Raw genomic sequence first — 24,083 nt, 5'->3', positions numbered from 1 at the left:
GCGTGCGGCTGCAAGGCGGAGGAGGGAGTCGACGCGGAGCGTCGGCGAGTGACGACAACGCCGCAGATGCGCGTGCCAGACCCCGCGACGCCGGGATGATCCAAACGAAAGGCCCTAGGTGCGTCGCTGGGAGCGCCAGACGATGAACAGGGCCGACGCCACGGCCGCGCCGCGCACCACCCAGGGCCAGGTCTCGGCGACCGCCGCGTTGGTCTCGCCCGGCAGGAGCGCCTCGCCCCAGCGGCCGCTGGCGCGGCCCCAGAGCCAGACGACCCCGGCCGTGAGCGAGAGGCCGGGCAGGATCACGACCGCCCACTTCGTCTCGGTGTCGCTCAGGCGCCGGGAGCCCCAGGCGATGAGCCAGCCCACGAGCAGGACGAGGACGTTGCCGAGGACCGCGCCGGCGACGAGCAGGGCGGCGGACGCCAGCAGCAGCGGGTTGTTCCAGCGGCTCTCGGGGAGGGCCGGGCGGCGCAGCAGGCGGCGGCGCCGGGGCGCGTCCACCACGGTGTCCTCGGCCCGCTCCACGGCGGCCGGTTCGGGGTCCTTCGTCTCGGGCGCCGCCTTCGCGGGCGGGCGGCGGAGCATCTCGGGGATCTCGACGCCGCCGACGAACCCCGGGATGTCCTCGCCCGGCCCGAGCGGGGTGCTGTCCACCTGCCACCAGTCGGGCCGCAGCGCGCTGCCGCCCAGGTCGGCCGCGGTCGCCAGGTGGGGCGGCGGGGGCACGTCGGGGCGCGGGGCGGCGGGCTCGGCGGGACGCGGGCGCGGCACCATCCGGCGCAGGCCCTTCGGGCGCCGGGTGGACGCGGTGTCGTCGCCGGACGGCTGGGCGGGCACGGCGGTGACGGGGCCCTGCGGGGGTGCGGAGGCCGCGGCGGGGGCGCCCCCGGCGGCCGTGACGACGTCGTCGGGGCTGCCGAGGCGGTCGATGATGCGCCGGACGGCGGCGGGGCTGTCGACGGGTGCCTTGGCGCGGCGCCGGTCGATCTCGCCGCGCAGCTCGTTCACCAGGCGCATCCGGGTGGCCGACGGCAACTGCCGCTGCTGGGCCACGTCCCCGACGCGGCTCAGATACTCGTAGACGACCTGGTCGCTCTCGATCCCCACGAAGTCCCCTCCGGGGTGGACGCGTTGTGATACCCCGTGGGACGACGTTAGCGCAGGGTGCGCGTGGCGCACGGGACGCGGGGGCGGTGCCGCCGGTGCCGCCGGCCCCGGTCGCCGCGCGCGATCCGGGGGTTCGCCGCCTCCCCTGCCCCGGCCGCGCACCCGCTAGATTGGGTCGGATGAGCGAACCGGCTACACCGCCCCGTTCCCTCGCGGAGGCGCTCCGCGCGCGGGACGACGCCTCGCTGGCCGTGCTCCTGCGCAGCCGGCCCGACCTCATCACGCCCGTCCCCACCGATCTGACGCAGCTCGCGACCCGGGCCGGCACCCGGGCGTCCGTGGTGCGCGCCCTGGAGCGGCTGGACCGGTTCGCGCTGCAGACGGCGGAGGCGCTGGCCGTGGCACCGGACCCGGCGACGTACGCGGAGCTGCTCGCGCTGATGGCCGGCGACGACGGCGACCCGGCGGTCGCGGGCGCGCTGCCGCAGGCCCTGGGGACGCTGCGCGACCAGGCGCTGGTGTGGGGCGGCGACGACCGGCTGCGGCTCGTCCGCACGGCCCGCGAGCTGCTGGCCCCCTCGCCGCAGCATCCGTCGCCGACCGGGCTGGGGCCGGCCGTGCGGGAGGCGGCGGCCGGGATGTCGCCGGGCCGGATCCAGGAGATCGTGACGGCGGCGGGGCTGCCGTCCACGCACGACGCGGTGTCCGCGCTGGACGCGCTCACCGCGCTGTTCACCGACCGGCGGCGCATGGCGGCGCTGCTCGACCAGGCTCCGGCGGACTCCCTGGAGGTGCTGTCCCGGCTGGTGTGGGGGCCGCCGTACGGGCAGGTCACCGCGGACCCGGCGCCCCGGCTGCGCTGGCTGATGGACCGCGGTCTGCTGCTGCCGACCGCGCCCGGCACGGTCGTGCTGCCCCGCGAGGCGGCGCTGCATCTGCGCGGCGGGCGCGCGCACCGCGCCACCGAGCCGCTGCCGCCGTCGGTGGAGCCGGCCGCCACACACCCCCCGCAGGTCGTGGACGCGACGGCGGCCGGGCAGGCGTACACCGCGCTCGCCACCGTCGAGGAACTGCTGAAGGACTGGCACGAGGGCGGGCCCCCGGTGCTGCGGGCGGGCGGCCTGAGCGTGCGCGACCTGAAGCGGACCGCCGTCGCCCTGGACGTGCCGGAGCCGGTCGCCGCGTTCTGGGTGGAGCTCGCCTACGCCGCCGGACTCGTGGCCTCCGACGGCGAGGCCGACGAGCGGTACGCGGCGACCCCCGCCTACGACGAGTGGCTGGAGCAGCCGGCCGCCGACCGCTGGGCCACACTCGCCCGCGCCTGGCTGACGGCGACCCGGACGGCGGGCGTGGTCGGCGGACGGGACGCGAAGGACCGTACGTTGTCGGCGCTGGGCCCGGGGCTGGACCGCTCCGCGGCGCCGGAGGTACGGCACCGGGTGCTGACGCTGCTCGCCGCGCTCCCGGAGGGGACGGCCCCGTCACCCGACTCGGTGCTGTCCCGGCTGCGCTGGGAGCGGCCCCTGCGCGGGCCGCAGCGCGACGACGACCTGCGCGGCCGGCTGGCCCGGTGGACCCTGGACGAGGCCGAGCGGCTGGGCGTGACGGGCCGCGGCGCCCTGTCCTCGCACGGCCGGGCCCTGCTGGGCGCGCCCCCGGCTCCGCCCGCCGGGGCCCCGCACGGCGCCCCGGCCGGCGAGCCCACCGGACCCGGCGACAAACTGCCCGTGCACCACGGGCACCGGCGCCCCGCCGCACCCCCCGATCCGCTGCCGCCGGCCGAGCAGACCGCCGCCGCGGCCGCGGCCGCCCGGCTCCTCGCCCCCCTGCTGCCGGAGCCCCTGGACCACGTCCTGCTCCAGGCCGACCTGACGGCCGTGGCCCCCGGCCCGCTGCGGCGGCCGCTCGCGGACATGCTGGACGTGCTCGCGGACGTCGAGTCCAAGGGCGGCGCGACCGTGTACCGGTTCACGCCGGGGTCGGTGCGCCGGGCCCTGGACGCCGGGCGCAGCGCCTCCGACCTGCACGCCTTCCTGGCCGAGCACTCCCGCACCCCGGTACCGCAGCCGCTGGCGTATCTGATCGACGACGTGGCCCGGCGGCACGGGCAGCTCCGGGTGGGCGCGGCGTCGGCGTACGTCCGCTGCGACGACGACGCCATGCTGAACGAGATCCTCGCCGACAAGCGCTCCGCCGGGCTGCGGCTGCGCCGTCTCGCGCCGACCGTGCTCGCCGCGCAGAGCGACCCGGCGACGCTGCTGGAGGGGTTGCGCGCGATGGGGTTCGCGCCGGCCGCCGAGTCGGCCGAGGGGGACGTCCTGATCAGCCGGGCCGACGCCCACCGCACCCCGCCGCGCACGGCCCCCGAGCCGGTGCCGGACGGCCCGCCCGCGCCGGACGCCACGCTGCTGGGCGCGGCGATCCGCGCCATCCGCGCGGGCGACCTGGCCTCGACGGCGCCGCGCAGGCCGAGCGGTACCGGCCCCGCCGTGAGTGGGGGCGAGCTGCCCCGCACGACCTCGGCCGAGACGCTGGCCACCATGCAGGCGGCCGTGCTGACCGGCGAGGCGCTGTGGATCGGGTACGTCAACGCCGAGGGCGCCGCCAGCCAGCGGGTGATCGCGCCGGTCCGGGTCGAGGGCGGGTTCGTGACGGCGTACGACCACACCGCGGACGAGGTGCGGACGTATCCGCTGCACCGGATCACCGGGGTCGCCGAGCTGGCCGACGACCAGATCTGAGAGCGGCCGGGAAGCGATCAGGCACACTGGACGTTTGGCCGAGTGGTGAGCGGAAGGACGGACCCACGTGAACGGACCACTGATCGTCCAGTCGGACAAGACCCTGCTCCTGGAAGTGGATCACGAGCAGGCCGACGCGTGCCGTCGGGCGATCGCGGCCTTCGCGGAGCTGGAGCGGGCGCCCGAGCACATCCACACCTACCGGGTGACGCCACTCGGCCTGTGGAACGCGCGCGCGGCCGGGCACGACGCCGAGCAGGTCGTGGACGCGCTGGTGACGTACAGCCGCTACCCCGTGCCGCACGCCCTGCTGGTCGACATCGCCGAGACGATGGACCGCTACGGCCGGCTGACGCTGTCCAAGCACCCCACGCACGGCCTCGTCCTGACCACCACGGACCGGCCCGTCCTGGAGGAGGTGCTGCGCTCCAAGCGCGTCGCGCCGCTGGTGGGCAGCCGCATCGACCCGGACACGGTCGCCGTGCACCCCTCCGAGCGCGGGCAGATCAAGCAGACGCTGCTGAAGCTGGGCTGGCCCGCCGAGGACCTCGCCGGGTACGTGGACGGCGAGGCCCACCCGATCGAGCTGCACGAGGACGGCTGGGCGCTGCGGCCGTACCAGCGGCAGGCCGTGGAGAACTTCTGGCACGGCGGCAGCGGTGTCGTCGTGCTCCCGTGCGGCGCCGGGAAGACCCTGGTCGGCGCCGGGTCCATGGCGCAGGCGAAGTCGACCACGCTGATCCTCGTCACGAACACCGTCTCGGCCCGGCAGTGGAAGCACGAGCTGGTGAAGCGGACCTCGCTGACCGAGGAGGAGATCGGCGAGTACAGCGGGACGCGCAAGGAGATCCGTCCGGTCACCATCGCCACGTACCAGGTGCTCACGACCCGGCGGAAGGGCGTCTACCCGCATCTGGAGCTGTTCGACTCCCGGGACTGGGGCCTGATCGTCTACGACGAGGTGCACCTGCTGCCCGCGCCGGTCTTCAAGTTCACCGCCGACCTCCAGGCGCGGCGGCGGCTCGGGCTGACCGCGACCCTCGTCCGTGAGGACGGCCGGGAGTCCGACGTGTTCTCCCTGATCGGCCCGAAGCGGTTCGACGCGCCGTGGAAGGAGATCGAGGCGCAGGGCTACATCGCGCCCGCGGACTGCGTGGAGGTCCGGGTGAACCTCACGGACTCCGAGCGGCTCGCGTACGCCACCGCCGAGCAGGAGGAGAAGTACCGCTTCTGCGCGACGACCGACACCAAGCGGAAGGTCACCGAGGCCCTGGTGCGCCGGTTCGCCGGGCAGCAGATCCTCGTGATCGGCCAGTACATCGACCAGCTCGACGAGCTGGGCGAGCATCTGGACGCGCCGGTGATCAAGGGCGAGACGTCCAACGCGCAGCGGGAGAAGCTGTTCGAGGCGTTCCGGCAGGGCGAGATCAACGTGCTGGTGGTGTCCAAGGTCGCGAACTTCTCCATCGACCTGCCGGAGGCGACGGTCGCCATCCAGGTGTCGGGCACGTTCGGCTCGCGCCAGGAGGAGGCCCAGCGGCTCGGCCGGGTGCTGCGGCCCAAGTCGGACGGGCACCAGGCGCACTTCTACTCGGTGGTCGCCCGGGACACGATCGATCAGGACTTCGCCGCCCACCGCCAGCGCTTCCTGGCGGAGCAGGGCTACGCGTACCGGATCATGGACGCCGACGAGATCCTGGCGGAAGGCGCCGAGGGCGCCGAGAGCTGAGGACGCGGGAGGGACGGGCGGTTCCGTACGGTCACGGCTACTGACGGTACGTCACCTAGGCGGTGCGGGACCGTCACCTGTGGCGGACGCCCGCCTCCTCCCGGTACTCGCCGAGGACGATCACGCCGAAGGCGGCGCCCGCGAACACCTTGACGGCACGCAGGGCTTCACCGAGTCGATGACGGTGGCTCCCCTGGAGCGCGGTCGCTCCGCGGGGGGCCGCAGGGGCCGGGTGGATGGTTGCTGCGCTCATGTCTCCATGATGCGTTCGTGTCCGTGAAGAACGCATCGGTCTGCGGGCCGAAGCCGGGTGCCGGCCGCGTACACCTCGGGGCGGACGGGCCGCCCCGAAGGAGGACGGGGTCCCCTAGGGCCTTTCGTTTGGATCAGCCCGGCTGTGGCCGACGGGACATGGTGACGTGCCCGAGCGGGGTCCGGTGCGTGCAGCTGCAAGGCGGAGGAGGGAGTCGACGCGGAGCGTCGGCGAGTGACGACAACGCCGCGGATGCGCGCGCCAGACCCCGCGACGCCGGGATGATCCAAACGAAAGGCCCTATAGGGGGCGCCCGAAATCGGTTGGCGCCTGTGGAGGGCGCTCCCCTAAAATCTCCGCTCTTGCCCGCCTCCCCTCGCGGGGTGCCGCCGCCCGGACGGAAACCGGCCGGCTCTCTCTCGTCCACCTGCTCATAGGTCACCCGGAGGCACCCCCTTGTCCAGCCCCGTCGGCGACAGCCTCGACCCGCTCCAGCGAGAGCGCTCCCATCTGGCCTCCTCCCGTGCCGCGCTGCGCGCCATGCGTGAGGACGTCGAGGCCCTCGACATCCGCGACGTCACCGCGAACTGGGTCAACGCGGAGGTCCTGACCCGGCAGATCGACGAACGCATCAAGGCGCTGGCCGACCTCAGCGACACCCCGCTGTTCTTCGGCCGCCTCGACTATCTGCGCGCGCCCGGCGCCGAGGGGGCGGAGGGCGCCGAGGGCGAGCGCTTCTACATCGGGCGCCGGCATGTGCACGACGCGGACGGCGACCCCATGGTCATCGACTGGCGTGCGCCGGTGTCCCAGCCGTTCTACCGGGCCTCCAAGAAGGACCCGATGGACATCGCGCTGCGCCGCCGCTTCGGTTACACCGGCGGCGACCTGACGGCGTACGAGGACGAGCACCTCTCCGACCCGTCGGAGGCGGCGCGGACCAGCAGGCTCCTCCAGCAGGAGATCGAACGGCCCCGCGTCGGCCCGATGCGGGACATCGTGGCGACGATCCAGCCCGAGCAGGACGAGATCGTGCGGTCCGGGCTCGGCGGGACCGTGTGCGTGCAGGGCGGCCCGGGCACCGGGAAGACGGCCGTCGGCCTGCACCGGGTGGCGTATCTGCTGTACGCGCACCGGGAGCGGCTGGCCCGCACCGGCACGCTGGTGATCGGGCCGAACCGGTCCTTCCTGCACTACATCGAGCAGGTGCTGCCCGCGCTCGGCGAGCTGACGGTCCGCCAGGCCACGGTCGACGACCTCGTGGCCCGGGTCGAGGTGCGCGGCACCGACGACGCCGCGGCCGCGGTGATCAAGGGTGACGCGCGGATGGCCGAGGTGCTGCGGCGCGCGGTGTACTCGCATGTGGCCATGCCGGCCGAGGCGGTGGTCGTGGTGCGCGGATCACGGCGGTGGCGCGTCCCGGCGTACGAGGTCGAGGAGATCGTCCGGGAGCTGCTGGACCGCGACATCCGGTACGGCGCCGCCCGCGAGGCCCTGCCGCAGCGGATCGCGCACGCGGTCCTGGTGCAGATGGAGCGGTCGGGCGAGGCGCCGGACGACCGGGTGCAGGACGCGGTGGCCCGCAACGCCGCCGTGAAGGCGGCCGTCAAGGCGGTCTGGCCGCCGGTGGACCCGGCGAAGCTGGTGCTGCGGCTGCTGTCGGACGCGGACTTCCTGGCCGCGCACGCGGACGGCGTCCTCGACGAGGCCGAGCAGCGGGCGATCCGGTGGGCGAAGCCGGCGCGGTCGGTGAAGTCGGCGAAGTGGTCGGCGGCGGACGCGGTGCTGATCGACGAGGCGCACGACCTTGTGACGCGGACGCCGTCGCTGGGGCATGTCGTGCTGGACGAGGCGCAGGACCTGTCGCCGATGCAGTACCGGGCGGTGGGGCGGCGCTGCACCACCGGTTCGGCGACGGTCCTCGGCGACCTGGCGCAGGGCACGACGCCGTGGGCGACCCGCAGCTGGGAGGAGGCGCTGGCGCACCTCGGCAAGCCGGACGGGGTGATCGAGGAGCTGACGGCCGGTTTCCGTGTCCCGACGGACGTCATCACGTACGCGTCGCGGCTGCTGCCGTCGATCGCGCCGGGGCTGACGCCGGTGGCGTCGATCCGTGACAACCCCGGGTTCTTCGAGATCCGGACGGTCGCGCAGGCGGCGGAGGTGGCGGCGGCGTGCGCGGAGTCGCTGCGGCACGAGGGGTCGGTCGGGCTCATCGCCGCGGACGCGCGGGTGCCGGTGCTGGCGGAGGCGCTGAAGGCGGCGGGCCTGGAGTACCTGGCGCCCGGCGAGGAGACGACCCGGCAGAGCCGGCTGACGCTGGTGCCGGCGTCGCTGGCGAAGGGCCTGGAGTACGACTACGTGGTCCTGGACGAACCGGCGGCCGTGGTGGACGGGGAGCCGGACGAACGGACGGGGTTGCGGCGGCTGTACGTGGCGCTGACGCGGGCGGTGTCTGGGTTGACCGTGACCCACACGGAGGCGCTGCCCGCGCGGTTGGGGTGAGGGGGCGGCGCCGTGTGCCGGGTGCGGGTGCGGTGCGGCCGGTCGCGCGCCTCAGAACCGCGCCGGGGCGTCCAGGGCCGTGCGCCATCGGGATACCGCCGCTGCGGAGACCGGGCCCGCCCAGCCCTCGGGGCGGGCCGCGCCGCCGATGTGGAAGGCGTCGATACCCGCTGCCAGGAGGTCCGGGACGTGGTCGAGGCGCAGGCCGCCGCCGACCAGGACGCGCTGTTCGTAGCCGGGCTCGCCGTCCCGTGCCGCTTCCGCGAGCAGGGTGGGCAGGCCGTCGTCCACGCCGCCGGCCGCCCCCGCCGTGAGGTACGTGTCCAGGCCCGGCATCCCGTCGAGCTGCTTGCGCAGGGCGTCCCGGTCGGCGGCGCGGTCGATCGCCCGGTGGAACGTCCACCGGCACCCGTCCAGCTCCGCGACCACCCGCTCCATGGCGGCGAGGTCCACGGAGCCGTCGGTCTCGAGGAAGCCGAGCACGAACTCCTCGGCCCCGGCCGCCCGCAGCTCGCGCGCCGCCCGCACGACCCGCTCGACGTCCCCGGCCGCGAACCCGTCGGCCAGCCGCAGCATCACGCGCAGATCGATGTCGACGGCGGCGCGGATCCCTTTGAACGTCCCGACCGGCGGAGTGAGCCCGTCCGCCGCCATGTCGGTGACCAGTTCGAGCCGGTCCGCACCCCCGGCCTGGGCGGCGACCGCGTCCTCGACGCCGAGGGCGATCACCTCCAGGACTGCACGCTCGCTCATGGGACCCCATTCCTCGGCATTCGACGGCGGCTACAGGCGACTACAGGTCTAGTCCAATCAAAGCCTACGCCTGCCCATCCGGGGTCCCGCTCAACCCAGGGCCGGGAACGGGGTCACATGAAGATGTCCAGCTCCCCCGCGTCCGCGCCCGCCGGCTCGTACGACGCCCCGGCACCCTGCTCGGCCACGGTGACGTGGGTCGTGGACAACCGGCTGGAGGAACTGGAGGAGGGCGTGTTCTCGCCCGCGTCCGACGACCGCGGCGCCCAGGGCCCTCCTCGGCGGAGAATGACGTCATGGCCGACCTCGATGACCTCCGCGCCCGCTGGCTGCGCACGCTGCTCGCCGCACGCGGCGACGACACCCCCGCCCCCGCACCCGAGCGCTACGGGGAGGCGCTGCTGGAACGCTGGTCCGAGCCGCAGCGGCGCTATCACACCGTGGACCACCTCGCGGCGGTGCTCGACCACGTCGACGTGCTGGCGAAGTACGCGCGGGACGTCGAGGCCGTACGGCTCGCCGCCTGGTTCCACGACGCCGTGTACCTGCCCGACCGGTCCGAGAACGAGGAGCGGTCCGCCCGGCTCGCCGAGCGGGCGCTCCCCGAGGCCGGGGTGCCCGCGGAGCGGACCGCCGAGGTGGCCCGGCTGGTCCGGCTCACCGTCACGCACGATCCGGCGCCCGACGACCCGGACGGCGAGGTGCTGTGCGACGCCGACCTCGCGATCCTCGCCGCGGCGCCGTCGGCGTACGCCGCCTACACGGCCGCCGTCCGCGAGGAGTACCACTTCGTCCCGAACGACGCCTTCCGCTCCGGCCGCGCCGACGTGCTGCGCCAACTCCTCGCCCTGCCCAGCCTGTTCCGCACTCCGTACGGCCGGGAGAAGTGGGAGGCGACCGCCCGCTACAACCTCTCCTCGGAGCTGGAAATGCTGTCGCTCTGAGCCGTGGGGCCCCGTAGCCTGCACGGCATGCGACACAGGGGCGGGGAACGTGTGACCGAGGCCGTGGCCGATGCCGTGGCGCTGCTGCGCACGGTGGCGGACCGGGACTGGGACGGGGTGAAGGCCGGGCGGCTGGACTGGAGTTGCCGGGCCACGGCCGAGCACGTCGCCGGTGACCTCATCGCCTACGCGGGACAGCTCGCGGGGCGGGCGCAGGGCGCGTACGTCCCCTTCGAGATCACCCTCGACGAGGGCACCGGCAACGACGGGCTGCTCGACGTGATCGAGACGACCGGCGTCCTGCTCACGGCGGCCGTCCGCACCACGCCGCCCGAGGTGCGCGCCTTCCACCCGTACCCGTTCCGCAGTGCGAACCGCGAGGGGTTCGCCGCGATGGGCGTCGCCGAGGTGCTGCTGCACACCCACGACATCGCCACCGGGCTGGGGCTGACCTACGAACCCCCGGCCGGGCTCGCCCAGTTCGTGCTGACGACGATCTTCCCGGAGGTCCGGCCGGACCCGGACCCCTGGCGCACCCTGCTGTGGGCCACCGGCCGAGGCGACCTGCCCGGCCGCGCGCCGGTCGACACCTGGCGCTGGAAGAACGACCTCGTCCTCACCTCGGACCGGCTCACCCTCCAGGGGCTCACCCCGGCCACCGCCGCCGATCTCGCCCAGGGCGGCGACGGCGGGTTCGACTGGGTCGTCGGCGGCCCCTACGAGGGGACGCGGGAAGCCGCCGGGATCCTGACGCAGGCGTACGAGGCGGGCCTGCACCGCCCCGAGTTCGGCGTGTTCGTCCTCGTGCGGCGGGAGGACGGCCTCGCGGTCGGCGGGATCGGCTTCCACGGCGCCCCGGACGAGGAGGGCCGCGCGGAGATCGGCTACGACCTGGTGGAGGGCGCCCGCGGCCGCGGCTACGCGTCGGAGGCGCTGGACGCCCTGTCCCGGTGGGCGCTGGCCCGCGACGACGTCCACAGCCTGTGCGCGACGGTCGAGGAGGACAACGTCCCCTCGCAGCGTGTCGTCCAGCGCGCCGGATACGTCCGCGCCGGCGCCGAGGAGGAGCGCGCCGTCCAGGACCGGCACGAGTCGCAGGGCGCGCTCCTGCTGTACGTCCGCCAGGACCCGGGCACACCGTCCGGTCAGTGACGCATGTCCTTCTTGCGCCTGCGCAGCCCGGCGCCGTACAGCAGCCGCACCACCTCGCGGCTGCTGACCTCCACCGCGCCGGCGCGGACCGCGTCGGCGTACCGGTGCGCGGGGAGGTCGTAGTGGTCCCGTTCGAACGCCCGGCGCGGGATGCCGATGCCGTCGGCGAAGCGGTGCAGTTCGTCGTAGGAGACGTCGCTGACGACGTGGGACCAGAGGCGGCCGTGGCCCGGCCAGGTGGGCGGGTCGATGTAGATCGTCACGCGGGCGGTTTCCCGCCGAGCGCGGGCCCGAGCGAGCCGACCGGCGCGACCTTCACCCCCGCCTTGTGGCACACCCAGTGCGGGTCGGGCCCCAGTTCGGGCTCGACGTCCAGCGCGTGCGGCTCGCCGGCGGCGCACACCGGGCACAGCGGCCAGCGGCCGTGCCGGTCCAGGAGCGCGTCCTGCACGTCCTGGGCGACCAGCCCCGCCACGTACGGCGCGCCGTCCGGCCACTGCTCCACCCACCAGCGCCGCCCGACGACGGACTCCTCCACCAGGGAGACGACGTCCGCCTCGGCGACCTCGCCGGCGGCCAGGTCGGCGATCACCAGGGCGCGGGCCGTGTGCAAGGCCTGTTCGATCGGGGTGACGGGGTCCATGCGTCTATTGTGCGCACTCTTGACCACGACCCGGCATTGAAAATACGTTTCATATGTGACCAATGACGTGAAGGAAACTTTCGGCCGCGCGCCCGCGCCCGCCGCCCTCGCGGCCAAGGTGCGCACGCTCGCCCCGTCGATGACCCGCTCCATGCAGCGCGTCGCCGAAGCGGTGGCGAACGACCCTGCGGGCTGTGCGGCCCTCACGGTCACCGGACTCGCCGAGCTCACCGGCACCAGCGAGGCCACCGTCGTGCGCACCGCCCGCCTTCTCGGCTACCCCGGCTACCGCGACCTGCGGCTCGCCCTGGCCGGCCTGGCCGCCCAGCAGGAGTCGGGCCGCGCCCCCGCGATCACCACGGACATCGCCGTGGACGACCCGATCGCCGACGTCGTCGCCAAGCTGGCCTACGACGAGCAGCAGACCCTCGCCGACACGGCGGCCGGCCTCGACACCGTCCAGCTGGGGGCGGCGGTCACCGCCGCCGCGGCGGCCCGCCGGATCGACGTGTACGGCATCGGGGCGAGCGGCCTGGTCGCCCAGGACCTCACCCAGAAGCTGCTGCGAATAGGGCTGATAGCGCACGCGCACAGCGATCCGCACCTCGCCGTGACGAACGCCGTCCAGCTGCGCGCCGGGGACGTGGCCATCGCGATCACGCACTCCGGCTCCACCGGGGACGTCATCGAGCCGCTGCGGGTCGCCTTCGAGCACGGGGCCACCACGGTCGCCATCACCGGCCGGCCCGACGGCGCGGTCACCCAGTACGCCGACCACGTCCTCACCACGTCGACGGCGCGCGAGAGCGAGCTGCGCCCCGCCGCGATGTCGTCCCGGACGAGTCAACTCCTCGTCGTGGACTGCCTGTTCGTCGGGGTGGCACAGCGGACGTACGACACCGCGGCGCCGGCGCTGGCCGCCTCCTACGAGGCACTGGCCCACCGGCACCGCCGCTAGGGGGTGTCTCGTCGATCATGCCGGGCTCCCGGCGCCTGGCACCGCGCCTCGCCGCGTTGTCGTCGGTCGCCGATGCGCCGCATCGACTCCCTCCTCCGCCTTGCGACGCACGGCGCCAGACGCCGCTCGCTGATCCGGCCTGATCGACAAGACACCCCCTGGCGCCTTCGCAGCACCATCGTCGAGAAACGAAGAGAGCCGCCCGCGCATGACCTCCGCTTCCACTCCTCGTGACCTCCGCGCCGAACTGGAGACCCTGACCACCGAGGCGTTCCGGCCCGAGCTGGCCGAGATCGACCGGCTGCCGACCCTGGACATCGCCCGGCTCATGAACGGCGAGGACGGCTCGGTGCCCGCCGCCGTCGCCCGGCACCTGCCGGAGATCGCCGCCGCCGTGGACGCCGTGGCGGAGCGGATGGCCCGCGGCGGGCGCCTCGTCTACGCGGGCGCGGGCACGGCGGGCCGGCTCGGGGTGCTCGACGCCTCCGAGTGCCCGCCCACCTTCAACACCGAGCCGGGGCAGGTCGTCGGCGTCATCGCGGGTGGCCCGCAGGCGGTGGTCACCTCCGTCGAGGGGGCCGAGGACTCCGCCGAGCTGGCCGGCGCCGACCTCGACGCCCTCGCGCTCACCCCCGACGACACGGTGGTCGGCGTCTCGGCCTCCGGACGCACCCCGTACGCCGTCGGCGCCGTCGAACACGCCCGGCGGCTGGGCGCGCTGACGATCGGCCTGTCCTGCAACGCGGACAGCGCGCTGGCGGCCGCCGCCGAGCACGGCATCGAGGTCGTCGTCGGCCCGGAGCTGCTGACCGGCTCGACCCGGCTGAAGGCGGGCACCGCCCAGAAGCTGGTCCTCAACATGCTGTCGACGATCACGATGATCCGGCTCGGCAAGACGTACGGGAACCTGATGGTCGACGTCCGCGCCTCCAACGAGAAGCTGCGCGCCCGCTCCCGCCGGATCGTCGCCCTCGCCACGGGCGCGGACGACGCCGCCGTGGAACGCGCCCTGACGGAGGCGGACGGCGAGGTGAAGACGGCGATCCTGGTCCTGCTGGCGGACGTCGACGGCCCCACGGCCACGGATCTGCTCAGCGCGGCGCAGGGGCATCTGCGGGTGGCGCTCCGAGAGGCGGGCGCCTGACCTCCGCCGCCTCCCCGAGCACCGCCACCAGCCGCTCGGCGGTCACCCCGCACGGCCCGGCGCCCGTCTTCTCCGGCACCGTCCGGGTGGCCTTCGCCGAAGCGGTCAGAATCTGACCGGGTGGCCTTCGTCCAAGCGGTCAGGATCTGACCTAATCGGCTTCTACGGTGGGCTCATGACCGACACCACGAACACCACCGCCACGGACGAGCGCGCCGACCTCCTGGAGACGCTCGCCAAGCACCGGCACTTCCTGCGCTTCACCACCCGTGATCTCACCGACGAGCAGGCGGGCACCCGGAGCACCGCCAGCGCGCTGTGTCTGGGCGGGCTGATCAAGCACGTCGCGTCGGTGGAGCGGAGCTGGGCCGCCTTCATCGTGGAGGGGCCGAAGGCGATGCCCGACTTCTCGGCGATGACCGAGGCGGACTTCGCGAAGCGGGCCGACGAGTTCACGATGCTGCCGGGCGAGACGCTGGCCGGTGTGCTGGCGGAGTACGACGAGGTCGCCCGGAACACCGACGAGCTGGTCGCGAAGCTCCCGGACCTGAACGCCTCCCATCCGTTGCCGCAGGCCCCGTGGTTCGACGCGGACACGCGGTGGTCGGCCCGCAGGGTGCTGCTGCACATCATCGCCGAGACCGCGCAGCACGCCGGTCACGCCGACATCATCCGGGAGTCCCTGGACGGTGCGAGGACGATGGGCTGAGCGAGGGCGCGAAGGGGTTGGGGAGTGCCCCAGACTGGGGTCCATGAACCACGCCCAGATGACCGCCCTGGGCCGTGCTCTCCGTGTCCTCGGTGAGCACGGCGACGCCCTCACCGCGGACACGCCCGACGCCAGGCTGCACGAGATGAAGGCGGATCTGCGCCGCGCGCTGGAGCTGCTGGACGAGAGCGTCACCGGCGCCGCGCCCGCGACGCGCTGCCCGGAGCATCCGAACGGACCGGTCGACGAGAACGCGCACGACCTGTGCCTGCTCTGCGAGACCCGGCGCCGGGCCGCGCGGCGTTCGGAGTTCAACGGCCCCGACCTGCCCCGCTCCCCCGAGCGCACGGCGCCCTCCCGGTACGGGGTGCGGGGCGACCGCCCACAGCCCCAGCAGCGCTGGCTGCCGGAGCTGTGGAACGGTCAGGAGTGGCAGTTGTGCGGCACCCCGCGCCGCGACCGCCGGGAGGCCGAGCTGTATCTCGCCGCCCAGCGGCGCGGACCGCGCCCGGCGATGGCCTACCGGCTCGTGCACGAGTTCACCGACTACGAGGTGCTGCGGAGCTGGGGCACCCCGGTGAAGGTCGACATCGAGCCGCTGGGCAATCTGTAGGCGCTGCTCGGCCGGGGGGCCCTGGGGGCCGGGGTCAGCTCAGGGTCTTCAGCGACGCGGCGTCGTACGGCTTCAGCTCGTCGAAGCGGCCTTCGAGGACCTTCGCCGCCCAGTGCGGGTCCTGCAGGAGGGCGCGGCCGACGGCCACCATGTCGTACTCCTCGCGCTCCAGCGCGTCCAGCAGGTCGTCGAAGCCCTTGAGGACGGAGCCCTCGCCGGCGAACGCCTTGATGAAGTCGCCGTCGAGGCCGACCGAGCCGACCGTGATGGTGGGCCTGCCGGTCAGCTTCTTCGTCCAGCCCGCGAGGTTCAGGTCGGAGCCGTCGAACTCCGGGATCCAGTAGCGGCGGGTGGAGGCGTGGAAGGCGTCGACACCGGCCGCGGCGAGCGGGGCGAGGATGGCCTCCAGCTCCTGCGGGGTCTCGGCGAGGCGGGCGTCGTACGCCTCCTGCTTCCACTGCGAGTAGCGGAAGACGACGGGGAAGGAGGCGGACACCCGCTCGCGCACGGCGGCCACGATCTCCGCCGCGAAGAGGGTGCGGGCGACCGGGTCGCCGCCGTAGGCGTCGGTGCGGCGGTTGGTGCCCGCCCACAGGAACTGGTCGACGAGGTAGCCGTGGGCGCCGTGGATCTCCACGCCGTCGAAGCCGATGCGCTCGGCGGCCGCGGCGGCGTCGGCGAAGGCGCCGATCACGTCGTCCAGGTCCTGCCGGGTCATCGCCCGGCCGGTGGGCTCGTCGGCGCCGATGCGCAGCCCCGAGGGCCCGACGGCGGGGGCGTCAGCGAAGGGCGGCTGGCCCTGCTCGCGGACCATGCCGATGTGCCACAGCTGCGGCACGATCGTCCCGCCCGCCGCGTGCACCGCCTCGGCGACCTTCGCCCACCCGGCGAGCTGCTCCTCGCCGTGGAACCGGGGCACCCGGTCGCTCTGCCCGGCCGACGGATGCCCCACATAGGTACCCTCGGTGACGATCATGCCGACGCCTGCCGCGGCCCGGCGCGCGTAGTACGACAGGACGTCCTCACCGGGGACACCGCCGGGCGAGAACATCCGGGTCATCGGCGCCATCACGATGCGGTTCGGGACGGTGAGGCCGTTGATCACGGCCGGCCGGGACAGGATCTCGGCCGCTCGGGAGGCGGTGGGCTGGGCGAGGGTCATATGGGGTGCTCCTCGGAAGGGGTTCCGGTCGACTGACCGGGCAGTATGTGCACGTGCATTGTTGCACCACATTAAGCACTTCCCGGCGCCCGGCGCATCCCGCTCGCCCTCCCACCCGCTGTGACCCCGGACACGCCGGAGGGCGACACCTCCTGCGAACAGGAAGTGCCGCCCTCCGCGTAGGACGTGGATCGACCGGAGCCGGAGCCCCGAGGACGATCAGAAGTCCATGTCACCGCCCGGCATGCCGCCGCCGGCCGGGGCCGAGGCCTTCTCCGGCTTGTCGGCGATGACGGCCTCGGTGGTGAGGAACAGCGCGGCGATCGACGCGGCGTTCTGCAGCGCGGAGCGCGTCACCTTGGCCGGGTCGATGATGCCCTCGGCGACCAGGTCGACGTACTCACCGGTCGCGGCGTTCAGGCCGTGACCCGGGGTGAGGTTGCGGACCTTCTCCACCACGACGCCGCCCTCGAGGCCGGCGTTGATGGCGATCTGCTTCAGCGGGGCCTCCAGCGCCAGCTTCACAGCGGCGGCACCGGTGGCCTCGTCGCCCTGCAGCTCCAGCTTCTCGAAGACCTGGGAGGCCTGCAGCAGGGCCACGCCACCACCGGCGACGATGCCCTCCTCGACGGCCGCCTTGGCGTTGCGCACGGCGTCCTCGATGCGGTGCTTGCGCTCCTTGAGCTCCACCTCGGTGGCGGCACCGGCCTTGATGACCGCGACACCGCCGGCGAGCTTCGCCAGGCGCTCCTGCAGCTTCTCGCGGTCGTAGTCCGAGTCGCTGTTCTCGATCTCGGCGCGGATCTGGTTGACCCGGCCCTGGACCTGCTCGGAGGAGCCGGCACCGTCGACGATGGTGGTCTCGTCCTTGGTCACGACGACCTTGCGAGCCCTGCCCAGGAGGTCGAGCGTGGCGTTCTCCAGCTTGAGGCCGACCTCCTCGGAGATGACCTCGCCGCCCGTGAGGATGGCGATGTCGCCGAGCATGGCCTTGCGGCGGTCGCCGAAGCCCGGGGCCTTGACCGCGACGGACTTGAAGGTGCCGCGGATCTTGTTGACGACCAGGGTCGACAGGGCCTCGCCCTCGACGTCCTCGGCGATGATCAGCAGCGGCTTGCCCGACTGCATGACCTTCTCCAGGAGCGGGAGCAGGTCCTTGACCGAGGAGATCTTGGAGTTCGCGATCAGGATGTACGGGTCGTCGAGGACGGCCTCCATACGCTCCATGTCGGTGGCGAAGTACGCCGAGATGTAGCCCTTGTCGAAGCGCATACCCTCGGTGAGCTCCAGCTCCAGACCGAAGGTCTGGGACTCCTCGACGGTGATGACGCCTTCCTTGCCGACCTTGTCCATGGCCTCGGCGATGAGCTCGCCGATCTGGGTGTCGGCGGCGGAGATGGAGGCCGTGGAGGCGATCTGCTCCTTGGTCTCGACGTCCTTCGCCTGCTCCAGCAGGGCGGCGCTGACGGCCTCGACGGCACGCTCGATGCCGCGCTTGAGGGCCATCGGGTTGGCGCCGGCGGCCACGTTGCGCAGGCCCTCCTTGACCAGGGCCTGGGCGAGGACGGTCGCGGTGGTCGTACCGTCACCGGCGACGTCGTCCGTCTTCTTGGCGACTTCCTTGACCAGCTCGGCGCCGATCTTCTCGTACGGGTCCTCGAGCTCGATCTCCTTGGCGATGGAGACACCATCGTTGGTGATCGTGGGGGCGCCCCACTTCTTCTCGAGGACGACGTTGCGGCCCTTGGGGCCGAGCGTCACCTTGACGGCGTCCGCGAGCTGGTTCATGCCGCGCTCGAGGCCGCGCCGCGCCTCCTCGTCGAACGCGATGATCTTGGCCATGTGAAGTGGTCCCTCCAGGACTGGGGGTGATTCCTTCGGACCGCGCCCGCGCCCGCGACGGACGGCTCGCCGGCCGCGTGGTTCCTTGCCCCACCTGGCCTGCGGGCCTCACCGACCCGGTCCTCCTTTGTCACTCTCACCTTCAGAGTGCTAACGCCAATGATTAGCACTCGGGGTACGAGAGTGCAAGGCGCCCGGGCGGGCGGCTGCCCGCGCACAGGGGCGCGCGGGCACGGCGAAGGGCCCGCGCCCCCCAGGAGGCGCGGGCCCTTCGAAGAAGAACGTCGCTGCTGTTCGTCGACGCGTGCTTCAGCTGGTCGCCAGCCGGACCATGTCCGCCTGCGGCCCCTTCTGACCCTGCGAGATCTCGAAATCGACCCGCTGGCCCTCTTCCAGGGTGCGGTACCCGTCCATCTGGATCGCGCTGTAGTGGACGAAAACATCCGCACCACCGTCGACCGCGATGAAGCCGTACCCCTTCTCCGCGTTGAACCACTTGACGGTGCCCTGAGCCATGCCTAACTCCCCTATTACTGGCCCTTGCACAGATCCACACTTCGCGGATCCGGGTCAGACCTCGCCCCCCAATCGGTCGGGGGCGTGCGCCGGAACGCGTCGACCGCGGCTGAATGTATCTGCCCAACTGCCGTCTGCAACAGGTCAATCGGACGAGAAATCCAGGCACGACCGGTCGGGAATGTGGCGACAATTCCGCTGACTTCAGGTCAAGTCGGGCCGGGCAAACGGAACAAAAGCCGCATAGGGCCCGCGGACTTTGGCTACTTCTTGTCGGGCCGGCGGCAGAAATCAAAGACGGCCGGCCTGTGGGCCAGCGACGCGTTCCCCAACTGTACCCCGCTCAACCACACAGAATTGCCTCCTCCGCTTCTCTCACGGAGGAGGCAATTCGCTGAACACTCGGTAACCAGCGTTACCGGAGGTAATGTTCGGTCATCCGGTCAGCCGCCGGCGACGGCCGGAATGATGGAGACCCCTGCGCCGTCCGGGGTGGCGGTCTCCAGACCCTGCTCGAAACGCACGTCGTCGTCGTTCACGTACACGTTGACGAAGCGCCGCAGCTTGCCCTGGTCGTCCAGCACCCGGGCCGCGATCCCCGTGTGGTTCTTCTCGAGGTCGGAGATGACCTCGGCCAGGGTGGCGCCCTCGGCGGCGACCTCGGCCTGCCCGCCCGTGTAGGTGCGCAGGATGGTCGGGATACGAACGGTCACGCTCATGCGAGGCCAGCCTCTCGGAAGGAGTCAAGGTTGGGACGAATCGTCGCGGTGAGGCCCGTACCCGCCACCGCGTCCAGCGTCTTGAGGCCGTCGCCGGTGTTCAGGACGACCGTGGTCTTGGCGGGGTCGAGCACCCCGCTCTCGATGAGCTTCTTCGTGACGCCCACCGTCACCCCGCCCGCGGTCTCGGCGAAGACGCCCTCGGTCCGCGCGAGCAGCCTGATCGCCTCGACGATCTCCGCGTCCGTCACGTCCTCCACGGCACCGCCCGTGCGGCGGGCGATGTCCAGGACGTAGGGGCCGTCGGCCGGGTTGCCGATCGCGAGCGACTTGGCGATGGTGTCCGGCTTCTGCGGGCGGACCACGTCGTGACCCGCCTTGAAGGCGGTGGACACCGGCGAGCAGCCCTCGGCCTGGGCACCGAAGATCTTGTACGGCCGGTCCTCGACCAGACCGAGCTTGATCAGCTCCTGGAGGCCCTTGTCGATCTTGGTGAGCTGGGAGCCGGAGGCGATCGGCACGACCAGCTGGTCCGGCAGCCGCCAGCCGAGCTGCTCGCAGATCTCGTACGCGAGCGTCTTGGAGCCCTCGGCGTAGTACGGCCGCAGGTTGACGTTCACGAAGCCCCAGCCCTCGCCGGCGGGGTCGCCGATCAGCTCGGAGCAGAAACGGTTCACGTCGTCGTAGTTGCCCTCGATGCCGACGAGTTCGCCGCCGTAGATCGCGGCCATGACGACCTTGCCCTGCTCCAGGTCGTGCGGGATGAACACGCACGAGCGGAAGCCGGCGCGGGCCGCGGCGGCGCCCACCGCGCCGGCGAGGTTGCCCGTCGACGAGCAGGACAGGGTGGTGAAGCCGAAGGCACGCGCGGCCTCCAGGGCCTGCGCGACCACGCGGTCCTTGAAGCTGTGCGTCGGGTTGCCGGAGTCGTCCTTGACGTACAGACCGCCGGTGACGCCCAGTTCCCGGGCGAGGTTGTCGGCCTTGACGAGCTTGGTCCAGCCGGGGTTGATGTTCGGCTTGTCCGCCACGTCGGCCGGGACGGGCAGCAGGGGCGCGTAGCGCCAGATGTTCGCGGGGCCCGCCTCGATGCGCTGACGGAGCTTCTCGGTGTCGTATCCCGAGAAGTCGTAGGCGATCTCCAGCGGGCCGAAACACTCCTCGCAGGCGAAGACCGGGCCGAGCGGTACCCGGTGGCCGCACTCGCGACAGGACAGCGCGGCGGCGGGGCCGAGGTCTACGGTGGAGTCGGTGCTGCTTGCAACAGTCTGCACAGCCATGTGAGGCGAGGCCCTTTCTCCTCATCTTCCTCACGACGCATCTCGCCGTGAGACGGATTTGGCACCTTCCCTAGCCGGGAGCCTCGCGGAGACGATCAACGGTGACGATCGACGCTGATCTACGAGAACCGACTGGAGGGTTGCCGGGGCTTCATCGGGCCGTGTCCCTCTGCCCCTCTGGATGAGCGGTATGCGGTTGTCATGCGGTTGTGAACGGCGAGCGACCCCTGACATGCGATGGTCACTCGCGTTGTTCAAGACTGTAACCGAAGGCCAGGACAGTTGAGGGAGCCGTCCGAACCGCGAGATGGATCACCGACGTCGTTCGACAGTGAGGAGCCGCCGACCGTGCTGGAAGAAGTCGAGCGCTGGCTGATCAGCCGCTCCTGGTCCCTGGCCGACCGTCCGCTGCACCACGTGCTGGCCGCCAAGCAACGCTCGGGGCAGTCGGTCTCGGTCGTCCTGCCCGCCCTGAACGAGGAGGAGACGGTCGGCGACATCGTCTCGATCATCGCCCACGACCTCGTGCACCAGGTGCCGCTGGTCGACGAGATCGTCGTCGTCGACTCCGGGTCCACCGACCGCACCGCCGAGGTCGCGGCGGCGGCCGGCGCGCGGGTCGTCCACCGCGACGACATCCTGCCCCGTATCCCCGCCGTGCCCGGCAAGGGCGAGGTGCTGTGGCGCTCGCTGCTGGTGACGGGCGGGGACGTCGTCTGCTTCGTCGACGCCGACCTGCGCGAGTTCTCCTCGGACTTCGTCGTCGGCATCGTCGGCCCGCTGCTCACCGACCCCGGCGTCGACCTGGTCAAGGCGATGTACGACCGCCCGCTCGGCGGCGCGTCCGGGCAGGGCGGCCGGGTCACCGAGCTGATGGCCCGCCCGCTGCTGAACATGCACTGGCCGCAGCTGGCCGGATTCGTACAGCCCCTCGGTGGCGAGTACGCGGCCCGCCGCGCCCTGCTGGAGCAGCTGCCCTTCCCCGTCGGCTACGGCGTCGAGCTGGGCATGCTGGTGGACGCCCTGCACCTGGTGGGTCTGGACGCCCTCGCGCAGGTGGACGTCGGTGTGCGCAAGCACCGGCACCAGGACGGGCAGGCGCTGGGGCGCATGTCCGCCGCGATCTACCGCACCGCCCAGCTGCGGCTGGCGCGCGGGCATCTGGTGCGCCCGGCGCTGACCCAGTTCGAGCGCGGCGCGGACGGTTTCGAGCCACGGACGTACTCGGTGGACACCGAGGAGCGGCCGCCCATGGTGGAGATCGCGGAGTACGCGGCGCGCAGGGTCGCGTGAACGCCGCACCCCGGCCGTATACAGCGCGTACGTGAGCCCCCACTGAGCCGAACCGCACGTTTGAGCGTTTCCGGGCCGGGCTAGGTTGAGGCGTATGGCTTCCCCGCAGACTGCTGCCAAGGTACTGGTCGCCTCGAACCGCGGCCCGGTCTCGTACGAGGTGCGCGACGACGGTTCGCTGCACAGCAAGAGGGGAGGTGGCGGAGTCGTCTCCGGGCTGTCGGCGATCGGCCCGGACGCGGGCGCCCTGTGGGTGTGCTCGGCGCTCTCCGACGGCGACCGGGAGGCGGTGCGCCGGGGCGTCGGCGAGGGCGGCGTGCTGATGCTGGACATCCCGGCCGACGTGCACGCGGACGCCTACAACGGCATCGCGAACTCGGTCCTGTGGTTCGTCCACCACATGCTCTACCAGACGCCGCTGGAGCCGGTCTTCGACGCGGAGTTCCGGCGGCAGTGGGCCTCGTACGAGACCTACAACCGCGCCTTCGCGGAGGCCCTGGCCGAGCGGGCGGCCCCCGGGGCGGCCGTGCTGGTGCAGGACTACCACCTGACGCTGGTGCCCGGGATGCTGCGCGAGCTGCGTCCTGACCTGCGGATCGGGCACTTCTCGCACACGCCTTGGGCGCCGCCGGAGTACTTCGCGATGCTGCCCGACGACATCGCCCGGCAGGTGCTGGGCGGGATGCTCGGCGCGGACCGCCTCGGCTTCCTCACCCGGCGCTGGGCGGACGCCTTCGAGGCGTGCTGCGAGCGGTTCGCCGACGGGCTCGGCGGCACCCGGACCGGGGTGCACGGCCTGGGCGCGGACGCGGACTTCCTGCGGGCGCGGTCGCACGAGGCCGACGTGGCCGAACGGATGGCGGCCCTGCGGGACGAGATCGGCACCGCTCCGGACGGCTCGGTCCGCCGGACCGTCGTGCGGGTCGACCGCACCGAGCTGTCGAAGAACATCGTGCGCGGCCTGCTGGCGTACCGGCAGCTGCTCGACGACCACCCCGAGTGGCGCGAACGGGTGGTGCACGTGGCCTTCGCCTACCCCTCGCGGCAGGACCTCGCCGTCTACCGCGACTACACGGCCGAGGTGCAGCGGGTCGCCCGGGAGATCAACGAGCGGTACGGGACACCCGGCTGGACGCCGGTCGTGCTGCACGTCAAGGACGACTTCGCGCGCTCCCTGGCCGCCTACCGGCTGGCGGACGTGGCGCTGGTCAACCCGATCCGGGACGGCATGAACCTGGTCGCGAAGGAGGTGCCGCTCGTCTCCGACGAGGGCTGCGTCCTGGTCCTGTCCCGCGAGGCCGGCGCCTTCGAGGAACTCGGTGAGGACGCCGTCCCGGTCAACCCGTACGACGTGGTCGGCACGGCCCGCGCCCTGCACGAGGCGCTGTCCGTCCCCCCGGCGGAACGAGCGGAACGCTCCAAGCGCCTGGCCGCGGCCGCGACGGCCCTGCCCCCGTCCCAGTGGTTCCTGGACCAGCTGAACGCCCTGGGGGGCGACCAGGCCTGACACCTGGGCCCCGGGCGGGCCGGGGCCGCGCGGGGCCTCCGGCGCCGGACTGCGGGCGGCCCGCAGGTGCCCGGAATCCCCACCCGGGGCCCGGCCGGGCACGAACGGGGACGCCCCAGCCCGCCGACCGGCCCGCCGGCGCCCGGCCGGGCCTCGTGAAGACCGCCGGGCGGCACAGGCCGACAGCACGCCGGCCCGGCGAGCGGTCAGTCACCGTCCGGGTCCCGGCCGAGTCTTGATCGGGCACGAACGAGGCCTCAGCCCACCGACCGGCCCACCGGCGCCCGGCCGGGCCTCGTGAAGACCGCCGGGCGGCACAGGCCGGCAGCACGCCGGCCCGGCGAGCGGTCAGTCCCGTCCGGGTGGGTCGACCGGAGCCCTGCCCGAGCCCCGGCCCGGGCACGAACAGGGATGCCCCGGCCCGCCGGTGCCGGTCCCCCGCCTTCGCACCGCTGCCGCACACCGCCGGGCCCATCCTCGCGAGGCGCACCGGCCCGGCGAGCGGTCAGC

General features: G+C 73.1%; 21 protein-coding genes and 1 riboswitch. Of the genes, 11 read left to right on the top strand and 10 right to left on the bottom strand.

Annotated elements, in window-relative coordinates; all coding sequences use genetic code 11:
* Positions 1–114: 114 nt before the first annotated feature.
* Positions 115–1,110 (bottom strand): hypothetical protein, encoded by a 996-nt coding sequence (locus ABZ899_RS25605; protein ID WP_361350313.1) that lies wholly within the window; start codon positions 1,108–1,110, stop codon positions 115–117.
* 179 nt (positions 1,111–1,289) lie between these two features.
* On the opposite strand from ABZ899_RS25605, the gene ABZ899_RS25600 reads away from it, so the two are divergent.
* Positions 1,290–3,851, top strand: coding sequence for a helicase C-terminal domain-containing protein (locus tag ABZ899_RS25600; RefSeq protein WP_361350311.1), 2,562 nt, complete (start codon positions 1,290–1,292; stop codon positions 3,849–3,851).
* Positions 3,852–3,918: 67 nt separating this feature from the next.
* Complete coding sequence (locus ABZ899_RS25595; protein ID WP_361350309.1) at positions 3,919–5,580, top strand: DNA repair helicase XPB; 1,662 nt, start codon at positions 3,919–3,921, stop codon at positions 5,578–5,580.
* Between the two features lie 73 nt (positions 5,581–5,653).
* Here the strand turns inward: ABZ899_RS25595 and ABZ899_RS25590 are convergent, their stop codons facing one another.
* The gene (locus ABZ899_RS25590) at positions 5,654–5,833 is read right to left on the bottom strand and encodes a hypothetical protein (RefSeq protein WP_361350308.1); all 180 of its coding nucleotides are present in this window, start codon (positions 5,831–5,833) and stop codon (positions 5,654–5,656) included.
* Positions 5,834–6,289: 456 nt separating this feature from the next.
* Here ABZ899_RS25590 and ABZ899_RS25585 point away from each other — a divergent pair, with 456 nt between their 5' ends.
* Entirely contained in the window at positions 6,290–8,338 is a 2,049-nt protein-coding gene (locus ABZ899_RS25585; protein ID WP_361350306.1) for a UvrD-helicase domain-containing protein, read from the top strand.
* Positions 8,339–8,389: 51 nt separating this feature from the next.
* On the opposite strand, the gene ABZ899_RS25580 is transcribed toward ABZ899_RS25585, so the two are convergent.
* Positions 8,390–9,091, bottom strand: a complete 702-nt coding sequence (locus ABZ899_RS25580; protein ID WP_361350304.1) for a copper homeostasis protein CutC — start codon at positions 9,089–9,091, stop codon at positions 8,390–8,392.
* Positions 9,092–9,387: 296 nt separating this feature from the next.
* On the opposite strand from ABZ899_RS25580, the gene ABZ899_RS25575 reads away from it, so the two are divergent.
* Positions 9,388–10,035, top strand: coding sequence for a hypothetical protein (locus tag ABZ899_RS25575; RefSeq protein WP_361350302.1), 648 nt, complete (start codon positions 9,388–9,390; stop codon positions 10,033–10,035).
* Positions 10,036–10,062: 27 nt separating this feature from the next.
* A complete protein-coding gene (locus ABZ899_RS25570; protein WP_361350300.1) occupies positions 10,063–11,187 on the top strand; it encodes a GNAT family N-acetyltransferase in 1,125 nt (374 codons plus the stop codon).
* On the opposite strand, the gene ABZ899_RS25565 is transcribed toward ABZ899_RS25570, so the two are convergent.
* Together ABZ899_RS25565 and ABZ899_RS25560 are read right to left on the bottom strand one after the other, a co-directional pair.
* Positions 11,181–11,450 carry a DUF4031 domain-containing protein gene (locus ABZ899_RS25565; protein ID WP_361350298.1) on the bottom strand — a complete coding sequence of 90 codons (270 nt, stop codon included), beginning with the start codon at positions 11,448–11,450 and terminating at the stop codon, positions 11,181–11,183. The two genes, ABZ899_RS25570 and ABZ899_RS25565, sit on opposite strands and share 7 nt — an antisense overlap.
* Positions 11,447–11,830 carry a hypothetical protein gene (locus ABZ899_RS25560; protein WP_361350296.1) on the bottom strand — a complete coding sequence of 128 codons (384 nt, stop codon included), beginning with the start codon at positions 11,828–11,830 and terminating at the stop codon, positions 11,447–11,449. The genes ABZ899_RS25565 and ABZ899_RS25560 overlap by 4 nt, the downstream gene beginning before the upstream one ends.
* Before the next feature lie 55 nt (positions 11,831–11,885).
* On the opposite strand from ABZ899_RS25560, the gene ABZ899_RS25555 reads away from it, so the two are divergent.
* The 4 genes from ABZ899_RS25555 to ABZ899_RS25540 all read left to right on the top strand — a co-directional run bounded on the left by ABZ899_RS25555 (position 11,886) and on the right by ABZ899_RS25540 (position 15,254).
* Positions 11,886–12,788, top strand: coding sequence for a MurR/RpiR family transcriptional regulator (locus tag ABZ899_RS25555; protein ID WP_062669031.1), 903 nt, complete (start codon positions 11,886–11,888; stop codon positions 12,786–12,788).
* 208 nt (positions 12,789–12,996) lie between these two features.
* Positions 12,997–13,932 (top strand): N-acetylmuramic acid 6-phosphate etherase, encoded by a 936-nt coding sequence (murQ, locus tag ABZ899_RS25550; RefSeq protein WP_361350294.1) that lies wholly within the window; start codon positions 12,997–12,999, stop codon positions 13,930–13,932.
* Positions 13,933–14,107: 175 nt separating this feature from the next.
* Positions 14,108–14,641 (top strand): DinB family protein, encoded by a 534-nt coding sequence (locus tag ABZ899_RS25545; RefSeq protein ID WP_361350292.1) that lies wholly within the window; start codon positions 14,108–14,110, stop codon positions 14,639–14,641.
* Between the two features lie 43 nt (positions 14,642–14,684).
* Positions 14,685–15,254: a hypothetical protein gene (locus tag ABZ899_RS25540; RefSeq protein WP_361350290.1), complete on the top strand. Its 570-nt coding sequence runs from the start codon at positions 14,685–14,687 to the stop codon at positions 15,252–15,254.
* Positions 15,255–15,288: 34 nt separating this feature from the next.
* Here ABZ899_RS25540 and ABZ899_RS25535 read toward each other — a convergent pair whose 3' ends face one another.
* From ABZ899_RS25535 to thrC, 5 genes are all read right to left on the bottom strand, one after another.
* Positions 15,289–16,416 (bottom strand): NADH:flavin oxidoreductase, encoded by a 1,128-nt coding sequence (locus tag ABZ899_RS25535; protein WP_361350288.1) that lies wholly within the window; start codon positions 16,414–16,416, stop codon positions 15,289–15,291.
* Between the two features lie 219 nt (positions 16,417–16,635).
* Positions 16,636–18,258 carry a chaperonin GroEL gene (gene groL, locus ABZ899_RS25530; protein WP_361350286.1) on the bottom strand — a complete coding sequence of 541 codons (1,623 nt, stop codon included), beginning with the start codon at positions 18,256–18,258 and terminating at the stop codon, positions 16,636–16,638.
* Between the two features lie 309 nt (positions 18,259–18,567).
* Positions 18,568–18,774, bottom strand: coding sequence for a cold-shock protein (locus ABZ899_RS25525; RefSeq protein ID WP_019057200.1), 207 nt, complete (start codon positions 18,772–18,774; stop codon positions 18,568–18,570).
* 443 nt (positions 18,775–19,217) lie between these two features.
* Positions 19,218–19,493 carry a MoaD/ThiS family protein gene (locus tag ABZ899_RS25520; RefSeq protein ID WP_055625113.1) on the bottom strand — a complete coding sequence of 92 codons (276 nt, stop codon included), beginning with the start codon at positions 19,491–19,493 and terminating at the stop codon, positions 19,218–19,220.
* Positions 19,490–20,773: a threonine synthase gene (gene thrC / locus ABZ899_RS25515; protein ID WP_361350284.1), complete on the bottom strand. Its 1,284-nt coding sequence runs from the start codon at positions 20,771–20,773 to the stop codon at positions 19,490–19,492. The genes ABZ899_RS25520 and thrC overlap by 4 nt, the downstream gene beginning before the upstream one ends.
* Before the next feature lie 18 nt (positions 20,774–20,791).
* A riboswitch (SAM riboswitch) is annotated at positions 20,792–20,961 on the bottom strand.
* Between the two features lie 160 nt (positions 20,962–21,121).
* On the opposite strand from thrC, the gene ABZ899_RS25510 reads away from it, so the two are divergent.
* Together ABZ899_RS25510 and ABZ899_RS25505 are read left to right on the top strand one after the other, a co-directional pair.
* Positions 21,122–22,066 (top strand): glucosyl-3-phosphoglycerate synthase, encoded by a 945-nt coding sequence (locus ABZ899_RS25510; RefSeq protein ID WP_361350282.1) that lies wholly within the window; start codon positions 21,122–21,124, stop codon positions 22,064–22,066.
* Positions 22,067–22,160: 94 nt separating this feature from the next.
* Positions 22,161–23,573: a trehalose-6-phosphate synthase gene (locus tag ABZ899_RS25505; RefSeq protein WP_361350280.1), complete on the top strand. Its 1,413-nt coding sequence runs from the start codon at positions 22,161–22,163 to the stop codon at positions 23,571–23,573.
* Positions 23,574–24,083 lie beyond the last annotated feature (510 nt).

The organism is Streptomyces sp. NPDC046859 (assembly GCF_040645135.1).
In the GTDB taxonomy this organism is placed as follows: Bacteria; Actinomycetota; Actinomycetes; order Streptomycetales; family Streptomycetaceae; genus Streptomyces.
The sequence above is the reverse complement of the archived record's forward strand: the minus strand, read 5'-3'. Positions and strand labels throughout refer to the sequence as shown.

Excerpts from the sequence above, each read along its gene's own strand:
- ABZ899_RS25600 (WP_361350311.1), top strand. The coding sequence starts at position 1,290 with ATGAGCGAACCGGCTACACCGCCCCGTTCCCTCGCGGAGGCGCTCCGC.
- ABZ899_RS25590 (WP_361350308.1), bottom strand. The coding sequence starts at position 5,833 with ATGAGCGCAGCAACCATCCACCCGGCCCCTGCGGCCCCCCGCGGAGCG.
- ABZ899_RS25580 (WP_361350304.1), bottom strand. The coding sequence starts at position 9,091 with ATGAGCGAGCGTGCAGTCCTGGAGGTGATCGCCCTCGGCGTCGAGGAC.
- ABZ899_RS25575 (WP_361350302.1), top strand. The coding sequence starts at position 9,388 with ATGGCCGACCTCGATGACCTCCGCGCCCGCTGGCTGCGCACGCTGCTC.
- ABZ899_RS25570 (WP_361350300.1), top strand. The coding sequence starts at position 10,063 with ATGCGACACAGGGGCGGGGAACGTGTGACCGAGGCCGTGGCCGATGCC.
- ABZ899_RS25560 (WP_361350296.1), bottom strand. The coding sequence starts at position 11,830 with ATGGACCCCGTCACCCCGATCGAACAGGCCTTGCACACGGCCCGCGCC.
- murQ (WP_361350294.1), top strand. The coding sequence starts at position 12,997 with ATGACCTCCGCTTCCACTCCTCGTGACCTCCGCGCCGAACTGGAGACC.
- ABZ899_RS25545 (WP_361350292.1), top strand. The coding sequence starts at position 14,108 with ATGACCGACACCACGAACACCACCGCCACGGACGAGCGCGCCGACCTC.
- ABZ899_RS25540 (WP_361350290.1), top strand. The coding sequence starts at position 14,685 with ATGAACCACGCCCAGATGACCGCCCTGGGCCGTGCTCTCCGTGTCCTC.
- ABZ899_RS25535 (WP_361350288.1), bottom strand. The coding sequence starts at position 16,416 with ATGACCCTCGCCCAGCCCACCGCCTCCCGAGCGGCCGAGATCCTGTCC.
- groL (WP_361350286.1), bottom strand. The coding sequence starts at position 18,258 with ATGGCCAAGATCATCGCGTTCGACGAGGAGGCGCGGCGCGGCCTCGAG.
- ABZ899_RS25525 (WP_019057200.1), bottom strand. The coding sequence starts at position 18,774 with ATGGCTCAGGGCACCGTCAAGTGGTTCAACGCGGAGAAGGGGTACGGC.
- ABZ899_RS25520 (WP_055625113.1), bottom strand. The coding sequence starts at position 19,493 with ATGAGCGTGACCGTTCGTATCCCGACCATCCTGCGCACCTACACGGGC.
- thrC (WP_361350284.1), bottom strand. The coding sequence starts at position 20,773 with ATGGCTGTGCAGACTGTTGCAAGCAGCACCGACTCCACCGTAGACCTC.
- ABZ899_RS25505 (WP_361350280.1), top strand. The coding sequence starts at position 22,161 with ATGGCTTCCCCGCAGACTGCTGCCAAGGTACTGGTCGCCTCGAACCGC.